This window comes from Fodinicola feengrottensis, from assembly GCF_010993775.1.
GTDB lineage: Bacteria > Actinomycetota > Actinomycetes > Mycobacteriales > HKI-0501 > Fodinicola > Fodinicola feengrottensis.
Genome location: NZ_WOTO01000027.1, coordinates 35,326 through 60,906, shown reverse-complemented (window position 1 = coordinate 60,906; position 25,581 = coordinate 35,326). Strand labels below are relative to the sequence as shown.

At 64.4% G+C, this 25,581-nt stretch carries 25 protein-coding genes and 1 pseudogene; 11 read left to right on the top strand and 15 right to left on the bottom strand.

The window, feature by feature from the left end; translation table 11 throughout:
- The first annotated feature begins 158 nt into the window (after positions 1-158).
- Positions 159-2,585, top strand: a complete 2,427-nt coding sequence (gene valS, locus GNX96_RS24135) for a valine--tRNA ligase (protein ID WP_279581316.1) — start codon at positions 159-161, stop codon at positions 2,583-2,585.
- Positions 2,586-2,587: 2 nt separating this feature from the next.
- Here the strand turns inward: valS and GNX96_RS24130 are convergent, their stop codons facing one another.
- Positions 2,588-3,910 carry an alpha/beta hydrolase gene (locus tag GNX96_RS24130; RefSeq protein WP_163569828.1) on the bottom strand — a complete coding sequence of 441 codons (1,323 nt, stop codon included), beginning with the start codon at positions 3,908-3,910 and terminating at the stop codon, positions 2,588-2,590.
- Between the two features lie 101 nt (positions 3,911-4,011).
- Here GNX96_RS24130 and GNX96_RS24125 point away from each other — a divergent pair, with 101 nt between their 5' ends.
- A complete protein-coding gene (locus tag GNX96_RS24125) occupies positions 4,012-4,179 on the top strand; it encodes a hypothetical protein (RefSeq protein WP_163569827.1) in 168 nt (55 codons plus the stop codon).
- The gene (locus tag GNX96_RS24120; protein WP_163569826.1) at positions 4,179-4,469 is read left to right on the top strand and encodes a hypothetical protein; all 291 of its coding nucleotides are present in this window, start codon (positions 4,179-4,181) and stop codon (positions 4,467-4,469) included. Before GNX96_RS24125 ends, GNX96_RS24120 begins: the two co-directional genes overlap by 1 nt.
- A gap of 52 nt (positions 4,470-4,521) precedes the next feature.
- Here GNX96_RS24120 and GNX96_RS24115 read toward each other — a convergent pair whose 3' ends face one another.
- The gene (locus tag GNX96_RS24115; protein ID WP_279581315.1) at positions 4,522-4,986 is read right to left on the bottom strand and encodes a hypothetical protein; all 465 of its coding nucleotides are present in this window, start codon (positions 4,984-4,986) and stop codon (positions 4,522-4,524) included.
- Positions 4,987-5,274: 288 nt separating this feature from the next.
- Between GNX96_RS24115 and GNX96_RS54710 the strand changes: the two genes are divergently transcribed.
- Positions 5,275-6,078 (top strand): DUF222 domain-containing protein, encoded by an 804-nt coding sequence (locus GNX96_RS54710; RefSeq protein WP_390624128.1) that lies wholly within the window; start codon positions 5,275-5,277, stop codon positions 6,076-6,078.
- Positions 6,078-6,530 carry a hypothetical protein gene (locus tag GNX96_RS54705; RefSeq protein ID WP_390624127.1) on the top strand — a complete coding sequence of 151 codons (453 nt, stop codon included), beginning with the start codon at positions 6,078-6,080 and terminating at the stop codon, positions 6,528-6,530. The genes GNX96_RS54710 and GNX96_RS54705 overlap by 1 nt, the downstream gene beginning before the upstream one ends.
- A gap of 23 nt (positions 6,531-6,553) precedes the next feature.
- Here the strand turns inward: GNX96_RS54705 and GNX96_RS24105 are convergent, their stop codons facing one another.
- The 6 genes from GNX96_RS24105 to GNX96_RS24085 form a co-directional block, all read right to left on the bottom strand.
- On the bottom strand, positions 6,554-6,943 hold the full coding sequence (locus GNX96_RS24105) for a hypothetical protein (RefSeq protein WP_163569825.1): 390 nt from the start codon (positions 6,941-6,943) through the stop codon (positions 6,554-6,556).
- A 239-nt stretch (positions 6,944-7,182) separates the two neighbouring features.
- Positions 7,183-7,602 carry a hypothetical protein gene (locus tag GNX96_RS24100; RefSeq protein ID WP_163569824.1) on the bottom strand — a complete coding sequence of 140 codons (420 nt, stop codon included), beginning with the start codon at positions 7,600-7,602 and terminating at the stop codon, positions 7,183-7,185.
- Between the two features lie 1,269 nt (positions 7,603-8,871).
- Positions 8,872-9,468 carry a suppressor of fused domain protein gene (locus tag GNX96_RS24095; protein WP_279581314.1) on the bottom strand — a complete coding sequence of 199 codons (597 nt, stop codon included), beginning with the start codon at positions 9,466-9,468 and terminating at the stop codon, positions 8,872-8,874.
- 1,357 nt (positions 9,469-10,825) lie between these two features.
- Positions 10,826-11,374 (bottom strand): ABC transporter permease, encoded by a 549-nt coding sequence (locus GNX96_RS54700; RefSeq protein ID WP_279581313.1) that lies wholly within the window; start codon positions 11,372-11,374, stop codon positions 10,826-10,828.
- Positions 11,374-11,592: a hypothetical protein gene (locus GNX96_RS54695; RefSeq protein ID WP_279581312.1), complete on the bottom strand. Its 219-nt coding sequence runs from the start codon at positions 11,590-11,592 to the stop codon at positions 11,374-11,376. Before GNX96_RS54695 ends, GNX96_RS54700 begins: the two co-directional genes overlap by 1 nt.
- Positions 11,589-12,470 carry an ABC transporter ATP-binding protein gene (locus GNX96_RS24085; RefSeq protein WP_279581311.1) on the bottom strand — a complete coding sequence of 294 codons (882 nt, stop codon included), beginning with the start codon at positions 12,468-12,470 and terminating at the stop codon, positions 11,589-11,591. The genes GNX96_RS54695 and GNX96_RS24085 overlap by 4 nt, the downstream gene beginning before the upstream one ends.
- A gap of 212 nt (positions 12,471-12,682) precedes the next feature.
- On the opposite strand from GNX96_RS24085, the gene GNX96_RS24080 reads away from it, so the two are divergent.
- Positions 12,683-13,828 (top strand): GNAT family N-acetyltransferase, encoded by a 1,146-nt coding sequence (locus GNX96_RS24080; RefSeq protein ID WP_163569821.1) that lies wholly within the window; start codon positions 12,683-12,685, stop codon positions 13,826-13,828.
- Here the strand turns inward: GNX96_RS24080 and GNX96_RS24075 are convergent.
- Positions 13,829-15,524 (bottom strand): annotated as a pseudogene (locus GNX96_RS24075) (cation:proton antiporter).
- Between the two features lie 401 nt (positions 15,525-15,925).
- Here GNX96_RS24075 and GNX96_RS24070 point away from each other — a divergent pair.
- From GNX96_RS24070 to GNX96_RS24060, 3 genes are all read left to right on the top strand, one after another.
- Positions 15,926-16,540, top strand: coding sequence for a hypothetical protein (locus GNX96_RS24070; RefSeq protein ID WP_163569820.1), 615 nt, complete (start codon positions 15,926-15,928; stop codon positions 16,538-16,540).
- 83 nt (positions 16,541-16,623) lie between these two features.
- Positions 16,624-16,977 carry a hypothetical protein gene (locus GNX96_RS24065; RefSeq protein ID WP_163569819.1) on the top strand — a complete coding sequence of 118 codons (354 nt, stop codon included), beginning with the start codon at positions 16,624-16,626 and terminating at the stop codon, positions 16,975-16,977.
- Between the two features lie 83 nt (positions 16,978-17,060).
- The gene (locus GNX96_RS24060; RefSeq protein WP_279581310.1) at positions 17,061-18,359 is read left to right on the top strand and encodes a PucR family transcriptional regulator; all 1,299 of its coding nucleotides are present in this window, start codon (positions 17,061-17,063) and stop codon (positions 18,357-18,359) included.
- Here GNX96_RS24060 and hemF read toward each other — a convergent pair.
- From hemF to GNX96_RS24035, 5 genes are all read right to left on the bottom strand, one after another.
- Positions 18,356-19,276 (bottom strand): oxygen-dependent coproporphyrinogen oxidase, encoded by a 921-nt coding sequence (gene hemF, locus GNX96_RS24055; RefSeq protein ID WP_279581309.1) that lies wholly within the window; start codon positions 19,274-19,276, stop codon positions 18,356-18,358. The genes GNX96_RS24060 and hemF overlap by 4 nt on opposite strands.
- A 150-nt stretch (positions 19,277-19,426) precedes the next feature.
- The gene (locus GNX96_RS24050; RefSeq protein ID WP_163569818.1) at positions 19,427-20,359 is read right to left on the bottom strand and encodes an endonuclease/exonuclease/phosphatase family protein; all 933 of its coding nucleotides are present in this window, start codon (positions 20,357-20,359) and stop codon (positions 19,427-19,429) included.
- A gap of 119 nt (positions 20,360-20,478) precedes the next feature.
- Positions 20,479-21,369, bottom strand: a complete 891-nt coding sequence (locus GNX96_RS24045; RefSeq protein WP_163569817.1) for a DMT family transporter — start codon at positions 21,367-21,369, stop codon at positions 20,479-20,481.
- Positions 21,370-21,391: 22 nt separating this feature from the next.
- Positions 21,392-22,252 carry an AraC family transcriptional regulator gene (locus tag GNX96_RS67340; RefSeq protein ID WP_279581308.1) on the bottom strand — a complete coding sequence of 287 codons (861 nt, stop codon included), beginning with the start codon at positions 22,250-22,252 and terminating at the stop codon, positions 21,392-21,394.
- A 161-nt stretch (positions 22,253-22,413) separates the two neighbouring features.
- Positions 22,414-23,313 carry a nucleoside hydrolase gene (locus GNX96_RS24035; protein ID WP_163569816.1) on the bottom strand — a complete coding sequence of 300 codons (900 nt, stop codon included), beginning with the start codon at positions 23,311-23,313 and terminating at the stop codon, positions 22,414-22,416.
- Positions 23,314-23,448: 135 nt separating this feature from the next.
- Between GNX96_RS24035 and GNX96_RS24030 the strand changes: the two genes are divergently transcribed.
- Together GNX96_RS24030 and GNX96_RS24025 are read left to right on the top strand one after the other, a co-directional pair.
- Positions 23,449-24,012 carry a LacI family DNA-binding transcriptional regulator gene (locus GNX96_RS24030; protein ID WP_163569815.1) on the top strand — a complete coding sequence of 188 codons (564 nt, stop codon included), beginning with the start codon at positions 23,449-23,451 and terminating at the stop codon, positions 24,010-24,012.
- On the top strand, positions 23,970-24,680 hold the full coding sequence (locus GNX96_RS24025; RefSeq protein WP_163569814.1) for a substrate-binding domain-containing protein: 711 nt from the start codon (positions 23,970-23,972) through the stop codon (positions 24,678-24,680). Before GNX96_RS24030 ends, GNX96_RS24025 begins: the two co-directional genes overlap by 43 nt.
- Here the strand turns inward: GNX96_RS24025 and GNX96_RS24020 are convergent.
- A complete protein-coding gene (locus GNX96_RS24020) occupies positions 24,596-25,222 on the bottom strand; it encodes a glycoside hydrolase family protein (protein WP_163569813.1) in 627 nt (208 codons plus the stop codon). The genes GNX96_RS24025 and GNX96_RS24020 overlap by 85 nt on opposite strands.
- Positions 25,223-25,581: the final 359 nt, after the last annotated feature.

Here is a 25,581-nt window from a genome sequence, read left to right as displayed (position 1 = left end):
TGTAAGAGGGCGTCGCTGACCCCGCCGGCCGAAATTCGGTTGGCGGGGTCAGTATCGTTCTGACATGACTCCTCTACGTCCTGTCAGTGTGCCAGCCAAGCCGTCCCTGGACGGCCTGGAGGAGAAATGGTCGCACCGGTGGGCAGAGTCTGCTGTATATGCCCTTCGACAGGTCCGCGACGCGGGATCAGGTCTATTCCATCGACACCCCGCCGCCGACGGTCAGTGGCTCGCTGCATGTCGGGCACGTTTTCTCGTACACTCACCCGGACATCTTCGCCCGATTCTGGCGGATGCGCGGCAAAGCGGTGTTCTATCCGATGTGGTGGGACGACAACGGGCTGCCCACCGAGCGGCGCGTGCAGAACCATTTCGGCGTCCGCTGCGATCCCTGGATTCCGTACGATCCGGATTTCCAGCCGCCGGCCGCGCCGGGCAAACAACAGCTGCCGATTTCCCGGCGCAACTTCATCGAGCTGTGCCTGCGGCAGACCGAAATCGACGAGAAAGCCTTCGAGGAACTATGGCGCCGGACCGGTCTGTCGGTCGACTGGTCGACGACGGACCAGACCATCGGGCCGCGGGCCCGAGCGTTGTCCCAGCGGGCTTTCCTGCTCGGCCTGCAGCGCGGTGAGGCCTATCAGGCCGAGGCGCCAACGCTGTGGGACGTGACCTTCCGGACCGCTGTCGCGCAGGCTGAGTTGGAGGACCGGGAACGTCCCGGCGCCTTCCACCGGATCGGTTTCACCGCCGACAACGGGCAAAAGGTCTTCATCGAGACCACTCGCCCGGAGTTGCTGCCGGCCTGCGTGGCGCTGGTCGCGCATCCCAGCGACGAGCGCTATCAGCCGCTTTTCGGGAAGACCGTGCGGACTCCGCTGTTCGGGGTGGATGTGCCGGTGAAGGCGCACCACCTCGCCGATCCAGCCAAGGGCTCGGGCATCGCGATGGTGTGTACGTTCGGCGACACCACCGACGTGGTCTGGTGGCGTGAGCTGGACCTGCCGATGCGAACAGTGTTTCGGCCGGACGGCCGGTTCGCCGCCCAGGCACCTGCCGGCGTGGATTCCGGTGCGTACGAACAACTTGCCGGCGCGACCGCCTACACCGCCCGGGAGCGGGTGGTGGCGATGCTGCGCGCGTCCGGCGACCTGGTCGGCGAGCCGCGGACCGTCACGCATGCCGTCAAGTTTTATGAAAAAGGCGATAAGCCGCTGGAAATCATCACCAGCCGGCAGTGGTATATCCGCAATGGCGGCCGCGATCCGCAGTTGCGCGCGGCTTTGTTGGCCCGCGGGCGGGAACTGCAGTGGCACCCGCCGTACATGCGGGCCCGCTACGAAAACTGGGTGCAGGGCCTGGCCGGCGACTGGCTGATCAGCCGGCAGCGGTTTTTCGGCGTGCCGATCCCAGTGTGGTATCGGCTGGACGAGGACGGCTCGCCGCTGCGCGACGAACTGGTGCTCCCGCCGTACGACAGCCTGCCCGTCGACCCGAGCAGCGATGTGCCGCCGGGTTTTGTCGAGGAGCAGCGCGGAAAACCAGACGGTTTCATTGGTGACTCAGACGTGATGGACACGTGGGCGACCTCGTCACTGTCCCCGCAAATGGTGTCCGGGTGGGTCGTCGATGAGGACCTGTTCGGCCGGGTCTTCCCGATGGATCTTCGCCCGCAGGCACACGAAATCATCCGTACGTGGCTGTTCTCGTCGGTGCTGCGCGCGCACGTGGAACAGGGTTCGCTGCCCTGGCGGCATGTCGCGCTGTCCGGCTGGATCCTGGATCCGGACCGCAAGAAAATGAGCAAGTCGGTCGGCAACGCGACCACTCCCATCGGCGTGCTGGAGCAATACGGCACGGACGCGATCCGTTACTGGGCGGCCAAGGGGCGGCTCGGCACCGACACCGCTTTCGACCCCGCGCAGATGAAAATCGGCCGCCGGCTGGCGATCAAGATCCTCAACGCCAGCAAGTTCGCGCTCAGCCTGGGCACGGCCGGCGAGGTGACCGAGCCGCTGGACCGCGCCCTCCTGCACCGGCTGGCTGGCGTTGTCGAGCGGGTCACGCAGGCCCTGACGGCGTACGACTACACCCAGGCGCTGGAAAGCACTGAGGAGTTTTTCTGGTTCTTCTGCGACGACTACCTGGAGCTGGTGAAAACCCGTGCGTACGGGTCAGATGCCGCCAGCGGTTCGGCACAGGCCACGCTGACTGTCACCTTGTCGACGCTGCTCCGACTTTTCGCGCCCTTCCTGCCTTTTGTCACTGAGGAAGTGTGGTCGTGGGGTCAGGAAGGCTCGGTGCATGTGGCATCTTGGCCGGACCCCGACGAGCTTCGCGCTCTCGCCGGCGCCGCCGAGCCGGCGGTGCTAGCCGCCGCCTCCACCGCGATTGGCGCTGTCCGCAAGGCAAAGTCGGACCGCCAAGTCTCGATGCGGGAGCCCATTTCAGTGCTGGCCGTGACCGCACCGCAGGATTTCCTGACGGCGCTTTCACCGGCCGTGGCCGATCTTCGGTCCGCCGGGGTCATTTCCGAAGTGAAACTGACCGTCGGCGACACGCCTTCCTTTGAAGTGGCTCTATAGCCTCAGTTTCCGAGGCCCGCCTGGGCCGCGGCCGGTGCGAACTGAGCCACCAGCGCGGCGATCCTGCCCAGCAGGATCGCCGACGCTGGGTTCGGGTTCGTGGTGTCGCCCAGGCCCGGGACTGGCTGCTTGAGCTGCGCGTACGCGTCCGCCACCGGCTTGACGGCCTGCGTGAAAGCCACGTCCAGCACCTGGTTCTGCACTGATGGGTGGCCGGACGGCGGCGCGACCGGCGCCGGCCGAGTACCCGGAGCCGAGCCGCGTACACCCGAGCCCGCACCGACCACCGAGTCCGCGAATTGCAGCATCCGTTGGTTCGCGAGCGGTGCGGTCCGCTCCAGCTCGATGTCGTGCCCGGTGTTCGGCACCGCGTACGCCTGCACGCTCGTGTTGTAGAACTCTTTTTCATGCTGCAGCAGGGTTTCCGAGCTCGTACAGTCCGCGCTGTTGAGGCCGCAGAAGAACGGGTCCTTCGTACCGGTCACCACCAGCACCGGCACGTGCACCTTCGCGATCGCGTTGGTCGCCGTATAACTGGCAAGCGTGACGCCTTCAATCAGATTGTCGGTGTCCTTCAACGTCTTTTCGTCGTACGCGTGCACTGCCGGATCGGTGTTCGCGGTGTTGGTGAACAAACTGCGGGTTCCCGGCTGGCTGGTCCAGAACAGCGGGTCCAACCCGGAGTTGGCGAACTTCGGATCGCTGACGGCCGGATGGTCTCGGCCGGCGATCTCCACGTACGCATTGGCATAGTTGATAGCGCTCGAAAATCCAGTCGTCACCAGCGCATCCACGTCACCGTAGATGCCGGCTTCGCCCTGCGCCACAATCGATCCAAGGCTGTGGCCGACCGAGATCACCTTGTCGAACGAGGTGCCGAAGCTGCCTTTTCGGGCTGCCTGCACAACTTCGTGGACGGTCCGGATGTCAGCTTCGGTCGTACTGAAGAGGCTGAGCGGATGCAGCGAGGCGCCCGCACCAAGCCGGTCAATCGCCAGCGTCGCATAGCCCGCGTTATTGGCCGCCCGCGCGTACGAATAGGTCTGCGGATCCAGCGAAACGTCGAAATAACCTCGATTGTAGGTCCAGCCGCTGATCAGCAGCTGCAACGTACGCGCCTTCGGTGGCACGCACAGGGTGCCGGCGATGGACCCGGACTGCCCCGCCACAGTCACCGGCACAGCGACGTTTTTGCAGGTAGTGGCCGCCGCGGTCGCCGCCAGCGCAGTCCCGCCAACAACCCCCACCGCCAGCGCCGCAGCCGCCGCGGCAGCGCCCGCCACCCATCGGTTGCGTACGAGACCCACGTGTTTCCCGAGGTACATCGTTGTTCCCCCAGCCAGTCAGCGCATGTGCCGCGAGACCATACACCCGTACGGCATCCACCCAAACCTGGCCAACCCGACAGTCTCGTACTCTTGTCACCATGAAGTCACGAACCGTCGCCCAGTTCGGCCTGACGGCCTGGTTCTTCGGGAACCTCTACGAAGCGGTCGTCGGCATGCCCCAACTGCTCGCCGACGCCCCGCCCCGCGGCTTGCTCAAGCCCGGCAGCCCTGTCCGCTACTACGCGCCGCGCCCCTCGCCCCGGTGATGCTCGCCGCCACCACCGCCACCGTGGTCGACCGATGGCGCGACAACAAGCCAGCGGCGGTCGCCACCGCTGTCAGCACCGCCTCCGCTGTCGCCCTCACTGCTTATCTCGTCCGTACGGTCAACATCCGCCTCATCCGCGAAGACACTCTTTCCGCCAACGAACAAGCCCACCTGGTCAGCCGCTGGCACCGCCTCAACGCCGTACGCCTGGCCCCCTCACGGTCGCCCTCATCACCCTCCGCCGCCCCAAGACTGACTAGATCAGCAGCTTCGACAATCTACTCGTAACAGCGCGCCCGGTAATGTATTCCGCAGTCACATTGAATTGCACCCCATACCCTCAGCGAGATGGATGACTATCAGTCTCCGCGAGCAGAGCCCGAAGGCGCCTAACCTCGCTCACAAGGCGCGGCACAGCCTCCCGCGCCATGGCGATGAAGGCCGCATTCTGGTCCCAGAGTCCGTCAACGGAATCAACATAGCGCGGCTGCTGAACCAACGTTGCGGCAATTATTTCACCGTGATCAAATTCCGGCCATCTCTCGCCAAGACCGGTGTCTGGTGTCGTGCTCACCGCCACAAGGCCCATCGCCCAGTCATCATCTAACTGCCTGACGAACCAAGGTGGCGGACTGGCCGCACCACACAGCTCCTCAATATCTTCAAGCTCATCTTCACGCATATTGGCATCGTATACACCCAGCACTGCCTCATAACCAGCGAAACGACCGCGGAAGCAGCGATCGACGATGGTGACGGCATTCTTGACGACGAACCCACCCACCACACGCACGGCCGCGCTCAATGTCGCGCCTGCTTGCTTTCACCCTCGCCGTTACTCGCCATGCGGCTTGCTTAGGACCCGGCAGATCTGTCCGCTATTACGCGTGCCGCCCGCCCCAGTGATGCCCGCCGCCAGCACCGCCTTCGCCCGCACCGCACATCTCGTTCGGCCGCGGCAACGCCGTACGCTTGACCGCCCTCACCGAACAAGCCTCTCGACCTTATCCACAGGGTTCACCGGCCACTGTTTGTTATCCACAGAAACGAAACTGGCGACCCGACTGTCGGTGGCGGCCGGTAAAATTGGGCTATGAGCAAAAAGCGACGGCGACCGGAATTCACCGACCCCAACAAGCAGGCATGGCGCACTATGCCACCCAGCGGGGTTCCCCTGTCCATGCTGGAAGAACTTGACCGTTATGGCCGAGCCGACGCTGACACGGCACTGGCCGCGGTCGAGACGCTGGATAAGGTGATTTCGTATACGCAGGCGATGCAGATGCGGTTCATGGACCGCTTCACCAACGCCCGCCCCGCCGTAGGCGCACCATTCTCCAAATACGCGGCCGGCGAAATCGCCGCATCACTAACCTGGAGCCTGTCAGCGGCCCAGAAACGACTGAATCTCGCGTACCAACTCGTCCACGAACTCCCCGGCACCATGGCGCGGATGTCCGCCGGTTATCTCGACCTGCGCAAAGCCTTCACCTTCGCCGACCAAGTCGGCCACCTCTCACCCGAAGACGCCCAGAAAGTCGAAGAAAAAGTCCTGCCCGACAGCGACTCCAAGACCCCTCGATCCATCCGAGACAGGGCCCGCCGGGAGGTCATCAAGATCGACCCGGCCGCTGCCGAGGCCCGCCGCAAGAAACTGGTCTCCGAACGACGGGTGGAAAAGCAGCCCTGCGAAGACGGGATGGCTCTTCTCTCGGCGCGTTCCTGCCCGCCGAATCAGCCGAAGCGATCTACCGCATCATCGACACCATCGCCCGCAGCCTCAAAACCAAAGACGAAACCCGCACCATGGACGCACTCCGAGCCGACGCCCTCAGCCTCGGCGTCCCCAGCAATGTATGCACCAAAATCGAACTCCGCGTCGACGCCACCACCTTGATGAGCCTGGACGACAACCCCGCGGTCCTGAGTGGTTACGGGCCGATGACCGCGCAACGCGCCCGCGAACTCGCCGGCAACGAAAACAGCGAATGGTACCGAATCCTCACCGACCCCGTCAGCGGAGTGGTCATCGACCACGGCCGTACACGCTACCGCCCCACCAAAGCGCTACGCGACTTGGTCAACGCCCGAGACCAACGATGCTGCGGACCCCCGCCTGCAACAGGCCCGCCGCGACCTGCGAATTCGACCACACCACCCCCTTCCGCGAACCGGAAGGCAAAACCGCGTACGACAGCACCGGACCAGCCTGCAAAATTCCACAACGACATCAAAGAACACGGCTGGACCGTCACCCAACCAACACCAGGACGATTCCTCTGGACCAGCCCCACCGGACGCACCTACGACGTCACACCCAACGACGAATACCCACCACCACCGTTCTAATACTTTAGTTTGTTTGGAGCCTGCTACTTCTTCGAGACCATCGAAATCCCATTCAGCGCAAGGGAGAACACCCGAACAAGTGTTTGCCGAACGTCCAGGTCTCGATCGAGCCGCTCCAGCGACGTGAACCTGGCCGGATCAAGGTCAATCGTGGCCAGTCCGCCAGCATTCTCGCCATCCGCCGTCGAGAACAACAGGAGGCATCGATAGGCCCGCACGACCCCTCCTCGCTCTTCGCGCATCAAGGACTGGAGGACGACAGCCTCATCCTTGACCTGACTGCGAAGTGCGTCCACCGAGCTCCATCGGGTTGCCCAGCCGCGGGCCTCTGCCTCCAATTGGATCTCAAGCAACGAATCGAAACTGATCTGACATACCCTAAACTCAGGATCAGCAGAATGAATTGTAGTCATCAGACTATACTCTCCGCCGTAGGCATCTATACGGATTTGCGTGTCAGGGTGGAGACGCCCGTCGTTAACCCTTGTTGGACTTCGTCCCAACGATGGTGACCCCCAAGGATCCTTCCACCTCCGCGGTGAACCTCCGCCGAGTCCCCATCCCGATCCTCCCGACCACTACCAGCGAACATGAAGATCACTGTCCACGGAAGCGGGCCCCTTCACACGACCGTGGCCACCGGACCAGTCACCTATTGAGCCGCAGACGACGCTAGTCGAATCACTTTGTCCCATTCAGATTGATAGAGTGCGGCTGGCAGCGAAAACCAATTCGCATACACGCCCTCCTCCGCACCGCCCTCGGCAATATATACAAGATCGCCGGATTGCCAAATCAAGATGCGCCACCCCTGGTCCATATCCCAGTAGGGAGACTCAGTCGAACCGTTAGGGGCATCAGCGGGAGCCCATTCCGCGATTTCCCCTTTCGGATTCTCCCACCATGGAAATGACACCACGATTCTAAGATCTTGAGCAAGGAAGCGAACCGCAGAATCTGTTCCGTCGTCAGCAAGTTCAATAACGAAGTCCGTCGATTTGGGAAACTTCTCTAGGTGGACGAACCGAAGCTGGTCGACTCCATCGATCAGCAACTTCTCCGCATCGGCCATGCCATACTCCAAATCTCAATATATCAAGGATCAACGTAGGACGTGTGCACCCGAAAACCATCCGGCATGGTAGCGTCCCGCCGCAGAACAGATACAAAGTCCTTCCAGGTACCTCACCACCAGCGGCCCGACTCAAAACGCGCGCGGCAGCCGGATCGACGATCGGATTCCGAATCGGCAACTGCGGACTACCTCCAGAAAGCCACGACTGTATGCCGGAAGCATTTAGCATCCAGGCTGGCCTGCGTTTCACGTGTTACCGCCGCGAGATCTGTATACGAGGAGGCACTGGAAGCGGCGCGGCGGCGAAGATTTTGCTGGCACCAGCTGAATCGGTACGCAGCAACAGTCGCGGGCAGTGCGGGTCCACAGCCGGGCAACCTCGAGCAGTGCCTCCAGAACGAGCTTGAGTAACTCGATGTGATCCGCGGCGGTACTGGATCAGGCGTTTCCCGGTCGGAACGGAGTCAGTGATCTTGTCACCGACCCGGACCTGCGAGATCAGCTTGCTGGACCCCATCAGCCAACAACACGGGGAGTCTTCCCAGTGAAACTGCGCATCCCGTCGCAGCTGGCAATCGAGCCAACGGATGGAAAATAGCGGGGCGAAACCGCTAGATATATTCATCTGACCAACACCGACAAGACCAGGGCGACTCGCCTTGAACATCCGCACGACTAGATCGCTGAAATTTCTTCCCGAATTGCCGGTGCGCAAAATTCATCAGGCAGCCCGACAACCAACGACTTCCCCAGCATACTCGAAATAGTCGGCGTCGCACCCAAGCCAAGGGAGCTGTCCCTACAGAAAACTTCAAGTAGTGAAGGGTTGCCACCCCCCTACTGAAAGGTGCCTCCCACCAAAGCACGCGACCTCATCCCTCCAAATAGCCTCGCGACCTCGACCACCATACGGACATTTCTTACGACAGCGATGCGATCAGAACCGACATAATGGTCGACCTTGAGCACGGTTCCACCGGAGGCGGGAACCTCCAGCGGCTGAGCGACCGCCACACGAGTGCCACTCTTCTCAACGATCATCTTGGCGCCATACCCCACGCACGCCACCAGTTGTTGTTGAATTCCTGCGGAAACTGATCAATAAACTTCCGACATATAGTTCTTGAACGATAAGCAACTCGCATCGCACCTTGCATTCTGGAGATCATCGCGTGATTCGGCGCCCATTGAACAAAATATGTGACCAGTGATCTGCTGCCCTGCCACAATTCGTCGACTGTCGTGAGGAAAACGGCACTTTGTATGTCACGACGAGAATAACGATGATGGCCGCATCACGTCGACCAAGTCCGGATTCAATTCCACTAGCCTGTCTTCAAAGCGACTCCACCCTTCTTGAATGACAAAATGTGCTTCATCATGAGAAATGGGAACCACCCAGCATGTGACAGTTGGACCGGCCTCCGTCTCACAGATAGCGAACTCATCTGGGAGATAGACCGGTGCCGCAACGTAAAGAGCATCCATATTTGAACCGGCAAACAACTTCCCGCGGGGGCCGATCACGTCTCCCCTCAGAAGGGCGGAATTTGATTCGATCGTCTCCAACCCGACCTGCTGCAACAGCCCCGGAATCGTGTTGCTCTGCAACGTGGAACCAACCAACATCATCAACTCTAGCCTGATCGTCTTTTCAGACGATCTTGACTTCAATTCCCATCCACTGAGACCGAGCGTGGTAAATGCAGTGCCACCTGCGATAACTCCGCTATACCGTGCAACCTGGAACGGCACTGAACGCCCATCTGCATCGGCGCGCCAGCCCGCGTCGATTGCGCCAAGAAAGCGCTCATAATGGCTAGTCAGATCGCCTGAACCGAGAGTTATCATTTCCTCCGCCACGATTACAAGGGACACATTCCAGCCCTACGTCCGTATTGTAGCTGTTGAGAACGTCGGCCCTCGTTGCGTCTGAGGGGAACTCCCTGTGCGTCCATGACGGATTATGGGAGCCATCCCAGTCTCGGGGCTTGGCTCTGGTACCGGTACCCGGACGTACCATCACCTCACTACGGCATGTGGGACAGACCTTACCCCCGCTCGGTCCGTCGGCTGCGCCATCCCATGCGTCTTGTACGGTCGCCTTCCGGAAGGACCCTCGGCTCGTCAATTGACCTTGTTGATTGGTGCCGCGGATTGGGCACAAGCCAGCATCGGTGTCGTGTACGAGTACTGCGGTGGTCCCAGCCGACACGTAGTAGGTGTGGAGGTCTGGGATGGTGAGGTCGTACGTGGCCGCCGTTCCGTGGTGAACGCGTACGGCCAGGATAAGCGGTGTGGCCATCTGGTTGTTGCAGGTGGTCGCCTTCGCGAAGTTGCGCGGCGTCGACGAACGCGGCCTGGGTAGGGGCCTAGCACCGAAACGGACACTGGCAACGAAACCCAGTCACCCACCGCACGGTCGGCGGCCGTGTTCTTACACGCGTTGGGCACATTCGGCGTACCACCGCCGATCGACCCGCCCATCGTCGGGCCGGGGAACGTCCGTAGCCCTCGCACGTCGAACGGCTGGTACACTGCCGCGACTTCCACTTTCTGCGCTGTGCAAGTGGATGCCCAGGTGTCGAACAAGTGCAGGTTCGCCGACGAAAACGTGACGCCTGAGCCCTCCAGACCGGAATTCGGAAACTGCAGGAAAAGACCGGGCCTTGTGCGCCTGGGCGTCCGGAACCACGCCGCCGTCATACGCCGGCAGCTCGCCACGGCCCGTACCAGGTGCGTGGCCGGCCGCGACTGCGCCCGTACCGGCTACCAGCTTCGGCGGAGTTGGTGCTTTCGGTGGCTTGCCACCGGCCTTTTCCAGCGGCTGCACCGGCAACCCCGACCACTTGACCTGCGGGCCACCCGTCAGCGCCAACCACAGTCCCGACCAGGAAGAGAGCCAACGTGGATCACTGGCCCGGCGAACGCGGTCGCCGGGTCCAGCGAAAAGGTTGTCAGGAAAACAAAGACGAGCACCAGCGCGCCGCATCGCATCAGCTGGCCTGTTCGCCGCCTGGACCGTCTCCGGCCGCCAGAAGACAGCAAGCGTCCACGTATGCCAGCAGGCATCTCGCCTCGATTCCCCGTGTGGACCTACCGAGCTGGCAGGACCAGAACAGGCATCGTCATCACCATTGCTGGATGGCCTTGTCCTTGCGGGCGGCCACTCGCGAGCCGGACTCGCGGCGGGCCATCCGACGCAGCACGATCGGCGCGGTCACGAAGCCGAAAACAGCCCACGCCCCCAAAAAAACGGCAACCATCTCCAGCTGTCGCCAGGAACCACCGGCTCAGCGGCGGACAACGCGTCCGGGAGCAGAGCCCAGCGCATGCCGAGGCCGAGCCAGTAAAGCGGGAAGACCTGCGCGACCCACTGCAGCCAGCCCGGAAATCCAGTGATGGGGTAGAAGACGCCGGAGATCATCACCAGTCCCATGACCAGCAAGCTGAGGAAGCTGAGGCCCTGGGTGTTCGGAAAAAAAAGGGACCCGAGCATCGCGCCGATCGGCAGGGTGGCGACCAGGCCGAGGGCGAGCACCCAGGCCAGGTTCAACCACGAGGACGCTCGATCCAGTTGCAGGCCCTGGAAAAGCAGGGCAGCCGGAATCAGTACGATAATCAGCACACCAATAGTCATGCCGGCCTGGCTGACGACCTTGCCGGTCACATATCCAAGCATTCCGTTTGGCGTTGCTTTCGCACGTAAAAGCGTGCCATCCTCGCGATCCATGGTGAGCGCCAAGGCCAGGCCCATCAGACCGGTCATCACCACGCTGAACCCCCGAGGATGCCGGGAATCGCCCGCGCACCAAGGGAAAAGTCCGTCCCCGGGACAGGGGTGCCACGCAACAAATACATCACAACCAGCCCGACGACTGGCAGGAAGAGCCAGCCAACCGCCTGGCCGGCATTGGTCACGGTCTGCCGGAATTCAATCCAGCCGCGCTGAAAACCAGCCCCGACGGCTGCCACGGACGGGTTCATACGGTCACCTCCGAGAGTTGCGAAGCCTCGGTACGCAGCCCTGATTCGAACTCACGCACCAAAGTCAGGTAGACATCGGCAAGGCTCGCCCGGCGCACTTCCAGGTCTGCGATGTCCTCAGTGAAATCCGCGAAAAGCTCGCGTAAGAACGCGGTCGGGTCCTGGACGGATCGCACGTACGACTCGCCGCCGCGGCTGAACCGGACCTCGGCCTGGCCGGAGACCTGGCTCGCCAGCTCGGCCGCGGTCCCGTTGGCGACGATCCGGCCGCCGGCCAGGACGAGGATTCGGTCGGACAGCTTCTCGGCCTCGTCGAGGTCGTGTGTGGTGAGCAGGATCGTGGTGTCCTCCAGGTCGGACAGCCGGCGTACCAACTCGTGGAAGTCCTGCCGGGCCTGTGGGTCGAAACCCACGGTCGGCTCGTCCAGGAAGAGCAGGTCCGGCTTGCCGACCAGGCCGACGGCCACGTCCAGCCGGCGGCGCTGGCCACCGGACAGGGTGCCGATCCGGGCATTCGCGCGGTCGGTCAGGCCGACCAGCGCGACGAGCTCGTCCGGGTCGTACGGCCGCTGCCGTTCAGCGGTGCCATAAGGACGGTAGAAGCGGCCAAGGTGGGCGAGCAGTTCGCGGACCTGCCAACGACCGTGGTCGCGCCAGGACTGCAGGACGACGCCCAACCGGGCCTGCCAGGCCTCGTCGCCGCGATCCGGGTCGACGCCCAGCACCCGCACCTCGCCGGCCGAGCGTTTCCGAAAGCCCTCCAGGATCTCGATGGTGGTCGTCTTACCGGCACCGTTCGGCCCCAGCAGGGCCAGCACCTCGCCTCGGTACGCGTGCAGATCGACGCCATGCAGCACATCCGTCGAGCCGTAGCGCATCCGCAAACCACGGGTCTCCAGAACCGGCTCTCCTCTCCCAGTTGGATAACGACCTTCTGACGGCGACACTTGGGGAACGGGTCTTTTGGGCCTGTCACTAACATCCATGCCTTAAAGTCTCTCATTGAAGCTGCGTATAGAGACTTTTCTCGGGCAACCCACACAGCTGCCGGGGTAACCTTCAAATCGGGGATGAATCTGGAGGTGCACCGGTGCGACTTCGACCCGTCGACTTGGCCGAACTGGTCGGGGTCTCGACCCAGCAGGTCCGCAACTACCAGGACGCCGGCGTGCTGCCGCCGGTGCCGCGGACGGCCGCTGGCTACCGCACCTTCGATGAGCGGCACAGCCAGGCGATGCTGACCTATCGCGCGCTGATCCGCGGGTACGGGCCGGCCGCCGCGCAGGCGATCATGCGGGCTGTCCAAGCCGGCGACCTCCCGGGAGCGCTCGCGGTCATCGACGCCAGCCATGCCGCGCTGCACGACCAGCGCCGATCGCTGCGGGAGGTCGACGAGGCGTTGGAAGCGGTCGCCGAGCAGTTCCCGGACACCTCTGCCTTGCCCCGCTCCGGCCTGCGCATCGGCGAAGTCGCGGCCTACCTGGGCGTACGAACGTCAGCGCTGCGCGTCTGGGAAAACTCCGGACTGCTGACCCCAGAGCGGGAGCGGGGCACCAGATATCGCCGCTACAGCGCCGACGACGTGCGGGACGCCCGGATGGTCGTGATGCTCCGGCAGGGCCGTTATCCGTTGCCGCAAGTACGGGCGATCCTCGCCGGCCTGCGCGAGGCCGGCAGCAGCGACGCCCTGCGCGCGGCCATCGCGCAGCGTCGGGAAGGATTGGCGCGGCAGGCCCGAGTGATGCTCGAAAGCTCCAGTTCCTTGCACCATTACCTCGACGACCGGAGAAACATGGTCCAGCTCAGAAACGTGGAAGATGCCGACATCGAGGTCTTCTACGAAGACCAGCGCGATCCGCAGGCGACCGCGATGGCCGTTTTCCCAGCCCGGCCCCGCGAAGCCTGCTTCCTACACTGGGCGAAGATCCGGGCGAACGACAGCAACATACTGCGAACGGTCGTGGTGGCCGACGCGGTGGCCGGCAACGTGGTCAGCTGGGAACAGGACGGCCAGCGGCTGATCGGCTACTGGATCGGTCGCAGTTTTTGGGGCAAGGGGGTGGCAACCGCCGCCCTCACCCAGTATGTGGAGGAGCTCAGCCAACGGCCGCTGTACGCGCATGTGGCCGCCAGTAACACCGGATCCGTACGAGTGCTGGAAAAATGCGGCTTCCAGCCGACCGGCGAGATTCTCCACGAGGGCGACATCGATGAAATCGTGCTGGCGCTGAAATAGTCAGCGCGAGCCGCTGTCGGCCGCGGCCTCCTCGAGGTCGAGCCGCTCCAGTTGGCGGCGGACCACGTCGTCGTCCAGCTCCCAGTTGTCCCGGGCCCCGTACCAAAGCACGCCGTTGGGCGGCCAGTAATTCCTGCCGAACCACCCGGATAGTGGCTCGCGCGGAGTCGCTCATCACGGCGCTGTCCACCGCGTCGTCCTCGTCGTCGGCCTTGCGCCGCTCAGCCGCCGCGGCCGCGAGCTTGTCCGCATACTGCGCGAGCACCCCCGGATCCGCGCCTTCTGGCGGGCTTTCCAACACCTTCCTCGCGGCCTGGTGAGTCGCTTCGCGACTGATCTCGTGCGCCCGGCGGATGCCCTCGGCCTCCCGCCGCTGTTCCTCCGGCGCGCTGATGTGCAGCCGGCGAATGAGCAGCGGCAGCGTGGGCGTCTGGATCAGCAAAGTGCCGAGCGCGATCACGAATGCCAGCGCCTGGATGAGGTCCCGCTGCGGGAAAGACAGCCCACCCGGCCCAGCGCCGGCACACCGGCGGCGGCCGCGAGCGTCACCACCCCGCGCATGCCCGACCGACCACGACAGTACAGCGGCGTACTTCCACGACAGCGGTTCCTCGGGCGTACGCTCCGGCCTTCCGGCGGCCCGCTGCCGCGCGGCCCGCGCGGCCAGCCGCCGAGCCACCGCCGGCCGGTTGGCCAGCCGAAGCCGCCACCGGTGGAACAGCCGGTCGTTCCCGTACGTCAGGAAAATCCACAGTGGACGGACCGCCAGCACCACGAACAACAGGGTGGCCGCTATCGCGACGAAAGCGCCCCACTCGACGCCGGTGGCCGCGAGGTCGGCGAAGACGAACCGGCACTGCAGGCCCATGTACGCGAAAACGAACGACTCCAACAACACGTCCATGCTTTTCCAAACCTGGCGGCCCTGCAACCGAGTCCCGAAACCGGCATCGGCTTCGTTGTGGCCCAAGAAAAAAACCGGCCATCACCACGGCGATCACGCCGGAGGCGTGCAGCTGCTCGGCCAGCAAGTACGCCGCGAAGGGGACAACCAGCGAGAGAACGCCGTTTCCAAACCACTGTCCCGCAACCGCTGCCGGATCCAGTGCACCACCCCGCCCAGCACCATCCCGATGAGCACGCCGCCGACGACCCTCGTAAAGGAAAAGCAGCTGCGGGCTTTCCACGACGGTGTGTTCGCCGGTTGCCGCGGCCACCGCGAGGCTGAAAAACGTCAGCGCCGCCGCGTCGTTGACCAGGCTCTCGCCGGTGAGGATGGCCATGACTTTCTTCGGCAGCCCCAACTGCCGGCCCACCGACAGGGCCGCGACCGCGTCGGTCGGCGCCACCACCGAGCCCAGCACGAGGGCTGGCGCGAGGGTCAGGCCGGGCACGATCCACCAGGCGACCACCCCGGTCAGAAACGTCGACACGATCACCAGCGCGACCCCGAGCGACAGGATCGGCCGCAGGTTGCGCATAAAACTGACGAAAGAGAAGTCCAGCGCGGCGGAATAGAGCAGCGGCGGCAGCACTACGCCCAAAATCAGCGCCGGCGGCAGCTCAAACGTGGCAGACCTGGTACGAACGAGATCGCCGCGGCCAGCATGACCACCACCAAGGACGGCTGCAAGCCCTTCCGGTTGGCCACCGCCGTCACCGCGATCGCGCCCACCACCACCAAGAGAAGCTGCATCCCACCCACCCCCGTCGCCGAACCGAGAGGCAAAGTAGCGCAGGTCCAGCGCGTACGCAGAATTTCTTGTCACCGGAGTGATGAAACGATCATCGCGGACTTCGTCTCGGAGCACTGGTTTCGCGAATAGCTCACAGTGCTCGAGTGATACACCTTTTGCGAGGTTGACACGCTTTGTGGCCCGAAATTACGATCCGCAAACACTCCATGTGACGTGCTCTGCGCGCGTACGGGAGTTCGCTCGTTCGGGAAGGGGGGAAGGTGGCGCAACCAGCCCCCGCGCGGTTCGTCGGCCCGATCGATCTGACCGATGGCCGCCAGCACCGCCGGATGCCCCCGCTCGCGGCCGTCGCGCCGCACCTGCCAGGCCGGTGCCGGCCGTGTTGCGCCAAAGCAGTCCTGTGGTCGCCACTGAAATCGCCCAGCAGATTGACCATCAGCTGCCCGAGTACGCGGAGCCGACCCGACCCTTCGCGGTCCAACGGCTCCGGCTGATCGAAAGGGCGATCGGCGGCTTCATCGACCAGTTGGAGCACCCGGTTTTCCCTACCCCAGAAGACATCCGCTGGCTGCAGCGGTTCGGCGGCACGGAAGCGCGGGAAGGCCATCGGCTGGAAACCGTACAGAACGCGTTCCTGATCGGCGCCTGGGTGGGCTGGCGGCGGATCGCGCAGGAATGCCGGCGACTCTGCGTTTCCAGTGCCCTACTGTGCGAACTCGGCGACGCCGCCTACCGCTATGCGGACGATTTGTTCGCCGCCACGGCGCAGGGCTACCACGCGGCCGGCGACATTGGCCATGCGGACCAGCAGTTCCGGAAAACCCTGATCGACCAGATCCTGGCCGAATCGCCGACCGACCCACGCGCGTTCTCGCCGGACTGGCCGCGGCGGCACACTGGCCGCTCGCCGAACAGGCCTCGGTCGTCGTTTTCGATGGCGGACAAGGCCGGCCGCGCTGGCCGCATCCCAGTCGTACGATCCTGGCCGACTTTGACAGTTTCCCGCCCCGGCTGATCACCGGCGCACCCGCCGCGGATCTCGCCGCCCTGCCGGAAGATCTCGGCGGTTGGCGGGTCGCGGTCGGCCCGCTGCTGCCGTTGGCCGCGGCCAGGCAGTCGTGGACCGCTGCCGTACAAGCACTCGGGCTCGCACGCCGCGGAGTTTTCCAGGCACAGCCAGTGATCTGGTGCGACCAGCAGCCGATGTTGCGACAGGCCGGTGCACAACGGACGCCAACTCCGCTCGGCGCGCTTTCCGAGCGACAGCGGGCCAGGCTCTGCGAGACGGTGGTGCCCTGGGTGGCGGAGAAGGCCATTCGCACCGATGACCCCAGTGGATCCGATCACACCGACGGCGGGTTGCCGCTCGTCTGCGAGCCCGCCCAACTCGATGTCCACCACCCACTTTATTCCCTGCGGATCCTGGAAAAGCGCCCCCAAGACCCGCACTGACCCTCGGGTGCCATTTATCCGCTGGCAATCCTGGGCCATTGACTTCCCGATTGGGTGAAAATAGTCTCGCAATGCACCATATGGTGCGAGGCGAGCAGAAATGGTCACCAATGACGGTGGGGCGTACGAGCAGAACGGCCGCAGCGGTCTCCGCCGGCCCGCGCCCGCGCCGCGCCACCGATCCGGCGCACGCCGACCGGACCCGCCGGCTATGGGCCGCACTGCCGCCTGACCTGGCCAAAGTGTTCCGTCCCCGGGCCGCCGAGGCGGCTCGGGAAATCCTGCAGGAGATCCAGCGCGGGGTGCCCGAATACGCCCGACCGCTGGAAGGACCGTTCGGCGAGATCATCACCGCCGGCGTCGAGTCGGCGATCATGCAGTTCATCGAGCGGCTCGGACATCCTGGCGGGCTCGGTGAGGACGAGGCGGCGATGTTCCGCGGCCTCGGCCGCCTGGAGTTCGCTGAGGGCCGCAGCCCGGACAGCCTGCAGGCCGCCTACCGGATCGGCGCCCGGATGGCCTGGCGACGGATGTCCGAGCTGTGCCAGCGGATCGGCGTGCCGGCGGCCGTTCTCGGCCTGCTCGCCGAGTCGCTCTTCGCTTACATAGACGAGCTTTCCACGCTGTCGCTGGAGGGCTACGCGCTCGCCCAGGCGCGTACGGCCGGCGCCATCGAGCGCCGCCGCAAACGCCTCGTCGACTTGCTGTTGGCCGATCCGCCGGCGTCCCCGGAGGCGATCGCCGACCTCGCGGTGGCCGCCGCGTGGCACCTCCCGGAGCAGGTGGCGGTGGTGGCGCTGAAATGCCACGACCAGTCCGGCGAACACCCCGTACCCACCTTCGACGACTCCGTGCTGGTCGATCTGGAAGGCGCCAGTCCGCGGCTGGTGGCCGCCGATCCGCGGCTGTGCGTACCGTTTCTGGGCACCGAACTGCCCCGCTGGCGGGCCGCCGTCGGCCCGGTCGTACCGGTCGCGGAAGCCCGTCAATCGTGGCTGCTGGCCCAGCGTGCCCAGCAGGCGGTGCAACGCGGCCTGCTGCCGGACAAGGCGGTGACCGACTGCGCGGACCATCTTTCCGCGCTGTGGCTGCTTTCCGACGAGCTGCTGATGCGTACGCTCGCCGACCGGGCACTCGCACCGCTGGCCGCGCTCACCGAGAAGCAACGCGCGCGGCTGTCCGAAACCCTGTTGGCCTGGCTGCAAACCCACGGCGGCGCCCCGGAAATCGCCGCCCGGCTGGGTGTTCACCCACAGACCGTCCGCTATCGCCTACACCAGCTGGAAAAACTCTTCGGCGAACGGCTCCGCGACCAGGACACCCGGTTCGACATCGAGCTGTCACTGCGGGCCCTGCGACTACTGGAATCCACGCCAACCTAGTGTCCTGCGGCCCAGTCTCGCACCTGGTAGAACGTCGTCGCGTCGTCGGCTTCCGCGCTGCCAACCGCCGGTTGGAAGTCGAACGACCAGCCGGCGGTCGGCGGTAACGACATCAGGATGGCCTCGGTGTTGCCGCCGGCCTGCAGGCCGAATTTCGTGCCCCGGTCGTACAAAAGGTTGAACTCGACATAGCGACCCCGCCGGTGCAGCTGCCATTCGCGCTGCCGGTCACCGTACGGCAGCATCATCCGTCGCCTGACGATGGGCAGATAGGCAGCGGCCAGCGTCCCGATGCCGGCGCGTACGAACGAAAGACCACGACGCCAACCGTCCGGTCCGTCCGGACGCAGCTCATCGAAGAAAATGCCGCCAATCCCACGCATCTCCGCCCGGTGGGCCAGCTGGAAGTAGTCGTCACACGTCTTTTTGGCCGCCGGATAGAGATCCAGGTCGAAATCGTCGCAGTACGTCCGGAGGGTACGGTGAAACTCCATTGCGTCCTGCGTGAACCCGTACGACGGGCTCAGATCCATCCCGCCGCCGAACCACCAGGTGTCCGCGCCGGTCTCGAAGTATCGGAAATTTCCATGGAAGGACGGCACAAACGGGTTGCGCGGGTGCACCACCACCGAAAGGCCGGTGGCGAAGAACCCGGTCTCGGGATCCAGGCCGCGCCGGGTAGCCAGCGATGCCGGCAGCCGATCTCCGTTCATCGCCGAGACATTGACGCCCGCGCGCTCGAAAACCTCCCCGCCGTCGAGCACCCGCGCATGCCCACCTCCGCCGCCCGGCCTTTCCCAGTCCCGGACCGAGAATTCGACGCTGTCGTCGAGCTCGGTGAGGTCGCGTACGAACGCCCGTTGGCCGGCCCGCATCAGCTCGACCACCTCCGCGCGCCGACCTGGATCGCCCTGCATCCCCGTATGCCTCCCCGTCTTTCGGCCGATGCAAAGGCTAGCGTCGACTCGCGGGGTGGCAGCACAGCCGAACGGCCAACTATCCCTGGACTTCTCACCATTTTCGCACTGACAGAGGTCACGCGTTTCTTTTAGCGGAACCAAAACTGCTCAGGACAGGTGCAGCGAGGCAGTGATACCGAGGTGATCGCTGCCGTTCGCGGCCAGGGTGCCGGCAGACAAAGCACTCATGCCGCGGAAAAGCATGTGATCCGGCCGGGTCACCGGGAAAACTGACGGCCAGGTGAAGCCAAAACCGGTACCAGCGGCCTGCTGCGTATCCTGGAATCCGCTGAAAACTCCGAACTCCCGGTCCGTGGTCGCCGTGTTGAGGTCACCGACGACCAGCACTCGTTGCGCGCTGTCATCATGCAGCAGGCCAGCCAATTCGGTCAGCCCACGATTGCGCTGGGCAGTGTCATCCGGCCGCGCCGACGGCAGGTGAACCACGTAGACGGCAACATTTCCTTGAGGCGTCACGATCTCGGTCCGCAGCGCTCGGGCCCAGTCCAATCCAAGCTGCAACGGTTGGGTTTGCCGCAACGGAAAGCGGCTCCACACCGCGACACTGCTGCTGCTCGTACGGTACGAATACCGCGGATTCAGGATGTTCGCCGCACAGCTGGACGCGTCGCCGGTGAGCTCTTCGATGGCCACCACATCCGCCTGCTGTGCCGCCAAAGCAGTCACCGCCGCACACGGATTCGGGTTGCCCGCGTCTATGTTCTGGCTGACCACCGCGAGTTCGGCGCTGCCAGCGGAGTTCTTCGGCAGCACCGCCGGCCCGAACAGCACCGCCCACGCCACCACCGGCACCAGCAACGCGACAAACCCGGCTCGTGCCCGTGCCAGCAACCCGATCACCGCAAGCAGCGGAATGACCAGGCCGACCCACGGCAGCATGCTCTCCAAAATCGTCGACAAGCCGGCCTTGTCGGGTATCAACTGATGTCCCACCAGCACCCCGGCCACCGCGACAGCGAGCACCGGCAGCACACCGTCACCGGCATACGACCTGGTCCGCCGCCTGCGCGCGGGCGTCATCGTCGTCACGGAGTGCGGCTGCTCCCCCCATCCGATCGAGCGATCGCCGCGACGCGGCGCTGACCCACTCCAGGCTACCCGGTCGCCCCGACCTCCCTTCCCAGCGACGAGTTCCGGCGTTAGGGGATGCTCGGTTCCGGTTGTGGCTGCAGGGGTTGGCGGGTACCGGCGGTGGCGAGCAGCGAGCCGGCCAGGATCAGGGCGAAGGCGCCGCCGACCGAGAGCGTCAGCGGTTCGCCGAGGACCAGAAGGCCAGCGAGGACCGCGACGGCCGGGTTGAAGTACGTGAAAACCATCGCGCGGGACGGGCCGACCTCGCGGATCAGCGCGAAGAAGACGACAAAAGCGAGCGCCGTACAGATCACCGCGAGGCCGGCCAGCGCGCCGAGCGCGTAGCCACTGGGCAGCTCTTTTGGCCAAGTCGCCACTGCGGCTGGCGCGTACACGAGCGCGGCCCCGGTGAGGCACGCGACCGTCATCGGCAGGCTCGGCACGTCCTTGAGCTTGCGCGCGGCGATAAGCGGCGCGGTCGAATACCCCACCACCACCAACAGCACCTCCAGCACCGGCACCACGCTGCCGGCACGCAGGTCAGGGGCGGCGAGTACGGCTACCCCGGCGAGGCCGAGCAGCAGGCCCACCCATCGTGACCTGCTCAGTCGCTCAGCGTCACCGGTCAGCCGCGAGACCACCGCGCCAACGATCGGTACGGCCGCGATCAGCAGTCCGGTGGTCGAGCTGGGCAGGGTCCGTTCGGCGTCCGCGAGCAGCCACCACGGTCCAAGGATTTCCAGCAGCGCGAACGCCACCAGTGGTTTCCAGTGCCGGCGCAGCAAATCCCAGCCACCGGCCCGAAGAGCCAGCGGCGCGAGCACCGCCGCGCCCACGGCCGTACGTACGAACACCAGCATCGGCGCCGAAACTTCCGCGACCGCGAGCTTGATCAGCAAATACGGCACGCCCCAGATGAGGCCCATCGCCACGAACATCACCCAGCCGCGCCGGCTCACCGCGCCCTGCCCTGTCCAGTAGTCACCGGCACAGCATCGTCAGCGCGGCCCACCGTTGTCTTGAACGCTGTTGCGATATGTGCCCGGCGTCACACCAATAACCCGCCGAAACCATCGCGTCATATGAGCCTGATCGGCGAAACCCACCATGCCCGCGACCTCCGACGGCCGCAGGCCAGCCGCGAGCAACACCCGGCACACGGGCCACCCGGCGCTGGGCCAGCCAAGCGTACGGCGGCATGCCCATCGACTCGCGAAATCCCCTTACCACCTGAAAACGCGACAACCCCAGATCCGCGGCAATTTCCGCAAGCGTGGGCGGCGCCCCGATCTCATCCTCCAACCGAGCCATCACCAACTGTGCCGTCGCCTTTCCCGCCACTGCCGCCACCGGCCGCCGATCCGGCCGAGCATGCCGTCGTACGAGCGCGGCCAACACCGCCGTCAACCGCGACTCCGCCTCCAGCGGATCATCACCACGACAAAGCGACCCATGCGCGGCCCGCAACTGCAACGCCAACTCCGAATCCTCAAACAACACAAACTTCGGAAAATACGGGCGATCTCTCGGAAACAGGCTGACCGCCGGATACATCACGTTGTACGCGAAGCCATCCTCCCCAGCCGGCCCGCCGGTATGCGGCTCCCCAGGCTCCACCACGACGACCGTCCCAGGCCCCAGGTAATGCAGACTGCCTTTATAACGAATCACCTCGACACCCTCGGTGCAAGCGCCGATGGAGTATTCGTCGTGAATATGCATAGCAAAATGCCCACGACCAATGCGCGCCTCAAAGAGGTCAAGCGGCTCATCGCCAACACCGTCGACCCGTGTCCACACAGCACGCTCCGTGGCCAGCGTGCCACCGGGCAGGTTCGTCATCTGCTCCCTCACTCCAGGTCTCGCTCAAGCACCGGCTCATCGACTGCGGCACAATGTCCCGCACTCGGCAAGAGCGTCGCCCCGAGATTTTCCCTCTCCTCAGAGGCAACCGCCGCTTTTGACCTTAAATCCCTTGCGCTTGCGCGCCCCCAGCCGAACTCCTACCCACCCGCACCATTCACGGCGATCCTCCGCACAATAGCCCGAGCCACCTCATCCCGATCCATCGACGACACCACTTCCACGATCCCGGAATCACTGGGGGTCTCCCAAGTGCCCCCGGCCTCATCGCCCTCTGGAGCAATCATCACGTCGGCGCGCCGAGTCTCGAAGAGAGATGGCGAGATCACCGTCAACGCGGCGATCGGGTCATGTGGATTATTCCACTCGTGGCCGTGAAATGCCCACCACTGCCCAATCTCCCGCTCGAGCGCCCCACCCAGCGGTCCACTCGCCGCGATCTCCGCCACCGCTGATGCGTCAAGTTGAAGCGTGGTCGTGATGTCGAGACCCACCACGGTTATCGGAATCCCAGAAGTAAAGACCTCAACAGCGGCGGTCACGTCACACTTCATGTTGTGCTCGGCCCGCCGCCCCGAAGCCGCGAAGTCGCCGCCCATCATGTGAATGCGCCGGACATTCTTCGCGAACCCGGGATCCTGACGCAGCGCCAGCGCGATGTTCGTCAACGGCGCTATCGCCAGGATGTCGATCTCACCGGGCTTCTCGGCCACCGCTTGTACGAGGTAGTCCGGGGCTGAAATTCCGGTCTCGACCTCTTCGATATCGAGGTCGTCGAAAAGCTTCCCCTCATGCCCGGCCCACCACACCGGCCTCCCGCTCAACGTCTGCGTCTCGCCCGGAATAATCACCGGACCGGAATCCGCGCGGCCGGCGAGCTTCACCAATCGTGAGGCCAAGCGGGCCCGCACGCCGGTGTCGCCATACACGGTTGTCACCGCCTGCAATTCCACCTCGGGCGATCCGAGGATCACCCCCAGCGCGAGCGCGTCATCCACGTCCGAGCCGATGTCGGTGTCCAGGATCAGTCTCTGTGCCATCGGATGAGCCTCTCAATCAGTTCTTTTGTGGAAGTTGGCCAATTTCGGTGCCACAGCGTTTGTCTACACGTGTTGCACGACGACGTTATATCGCACCGCTACAATTCCGGCAACCAGTTCTCCAGGAGGCTCTCGGTGACCGACGATCCCAAACCGGCCACCCGCAAGAACGTCGCCGAGCTGTCCGGGGTCAGCGGCGCGGTGGTGAGTTATGTGGTCAATGGCGGGCCGCGACCGGTGTCCGCGCAGACCCGCGAGCGGGTGCTGGCCGCGATGCAAGAGCTCAACTATCGTCCCAATGCGGCCGCTCGAGCACTGCGGCTGCGCCGAACGAATGCGATTGGGCTGATCCTTCCGGATATCAGCAACCCTTATTTCGGCGAGTTCGCGAAGGCCATTGAGGATGCCGCCTTCGATCGCGGTTTCGCGCTGATCCTCGGAAACTCCAGCAACGACCCCGACCGGGAGGCCGCCCAGCTGGACTCGTTCATCGACCGCCAAGTGGACGGTCTGCTGGTGATCAGCGTACGCAGACACGCCGAGCTGTCGATCGTACGAGACGCCCAGATCCCACTGGTCGTCATCGACCAGCCGGAAAAAGGCGTGGATCTGCCGACCGTGGTGATCGACAACTATCGCGGCGCGAGAGAGCCGCGGTGGAACACCTGCGCTCGCACGGTCATCGCCGGATCGGATTGATCGGCGGACCGCCGCTGTTGCCCGGATCGCGCGCCCGGCAGGCCGGCTGGCGCGATGCGCTGAACGAGATCGGCGACGGACAGGGAGTTCAAGCGGTCGCACCTTTCACCCGCCTCGGCGGGCTGGAAGCAGGCCTACAGTTGCTGTCCGGCCCGGATCGCCCCAGCGCCCTTTTCGTCAGCTCCGACATCCAGTCGATCGGTGTGCTGCGCGCCTGCGCCCAGCTGGATTTGCGGGTGCCAGACGAGGTGGCGCTGATCTCCTTCGACGGCACCCAAGCCGCCGAGTTCACCGCACCTCCACTGACCGTCATTCACCAGCCGGTGGACTTGATCGCCACTGCCGCGCTTGACATGCTCCTCGCCCCTACCGCACAACACAAAGTCGTCGTACACTCTCATTCCCCGCGCGTCCTGTGGCTGCTAAGTAAGGGCTCCATCGATCCGGGAAAGCTTGTACTGCCAGAGCGAGTCACCGCAGTTTCCGCACGCCGTAGTGAAAAGTACGCTGAGTCGAGTCGGGTCTGGCACGGTGCCGTATGGCGAGCGGAGGATGCCGGCGTTGTGGTTGCGACCAAAACCGGTCAGAGCCGGCCCGATCGCGTTTTCCACCTGCCAGGTGCCACCGCCGTTCCAGATACTGGCGCCGGCGATGCTGACCACTTGTAAGGTGCTACCGATGTAGTCGGGATTATCGGTCGGATACGGGTGTTGCTCGCGTACGACATAGAACCGATCACGGCTCGGATCGTACGCGAAATCGGCGTTGTTGAGCCAATCCTGGCTTCCATCGGTGCCGACGAGGCCACTCGTGGTGACTTCCAGCTGGCTGCCGACGACCGGGCCGGCTGGACCGTCGAGGTCAACCATCGCGCGCGGTACGTTTTGGTGGATCCATAACCCTCGGTCCAGAACAACAAAGCGGTGCCCTGGGCCGGATCGATGGTGGTCGCGCTGGGCTGGCCGGCGCCCCACTGGCCGGTGTCCGACGAACTGAAAGTGATGAGCGGCAGCGGATATCGCACCCATGGACCATCGAGCGAGTTCGCGTACGCGACGCCGACCTGGTTGTGTGCGCTGGCGTCGACATCGTTGCCCAGATAGAACATCGCATACTGATAGTTCACGCCGTTGTAGACCGCATTCACCCGGATAACCGACGGATCACAGACATGGAAGGAATCCCAGCCGCTGGCGCTGCCGGCCAGCACCGAGGTGTCCGTGGCCGTCGACCCGGCGGTGATTTTGGTGTAGTAGATGTGATCCCGAATGACTCCGGACTGACTGTTATGGCACGTCCAGAATCTAAGCGTATTTCCGTCCTCGATCGCCGAGGGGGGGCATAACCGTAATAGAGCCGGCGACCTTGCGCGTCCGGCGCGCCGGTCGGTTGGTAAACCTGCCGCAGCGACGATCCGTCCCAAGTCACGCTCGCGTCGGCGACGGCCGGCGTGACCAGCACGGACCCCAGCACCACCGCGACAACCAACAGCACGGGTCTGAACATGGCCCCACCTCTCTACACGTGTAGAAAAAGGATGGAACCCGCACCCGTACGAGCGCAACCAGC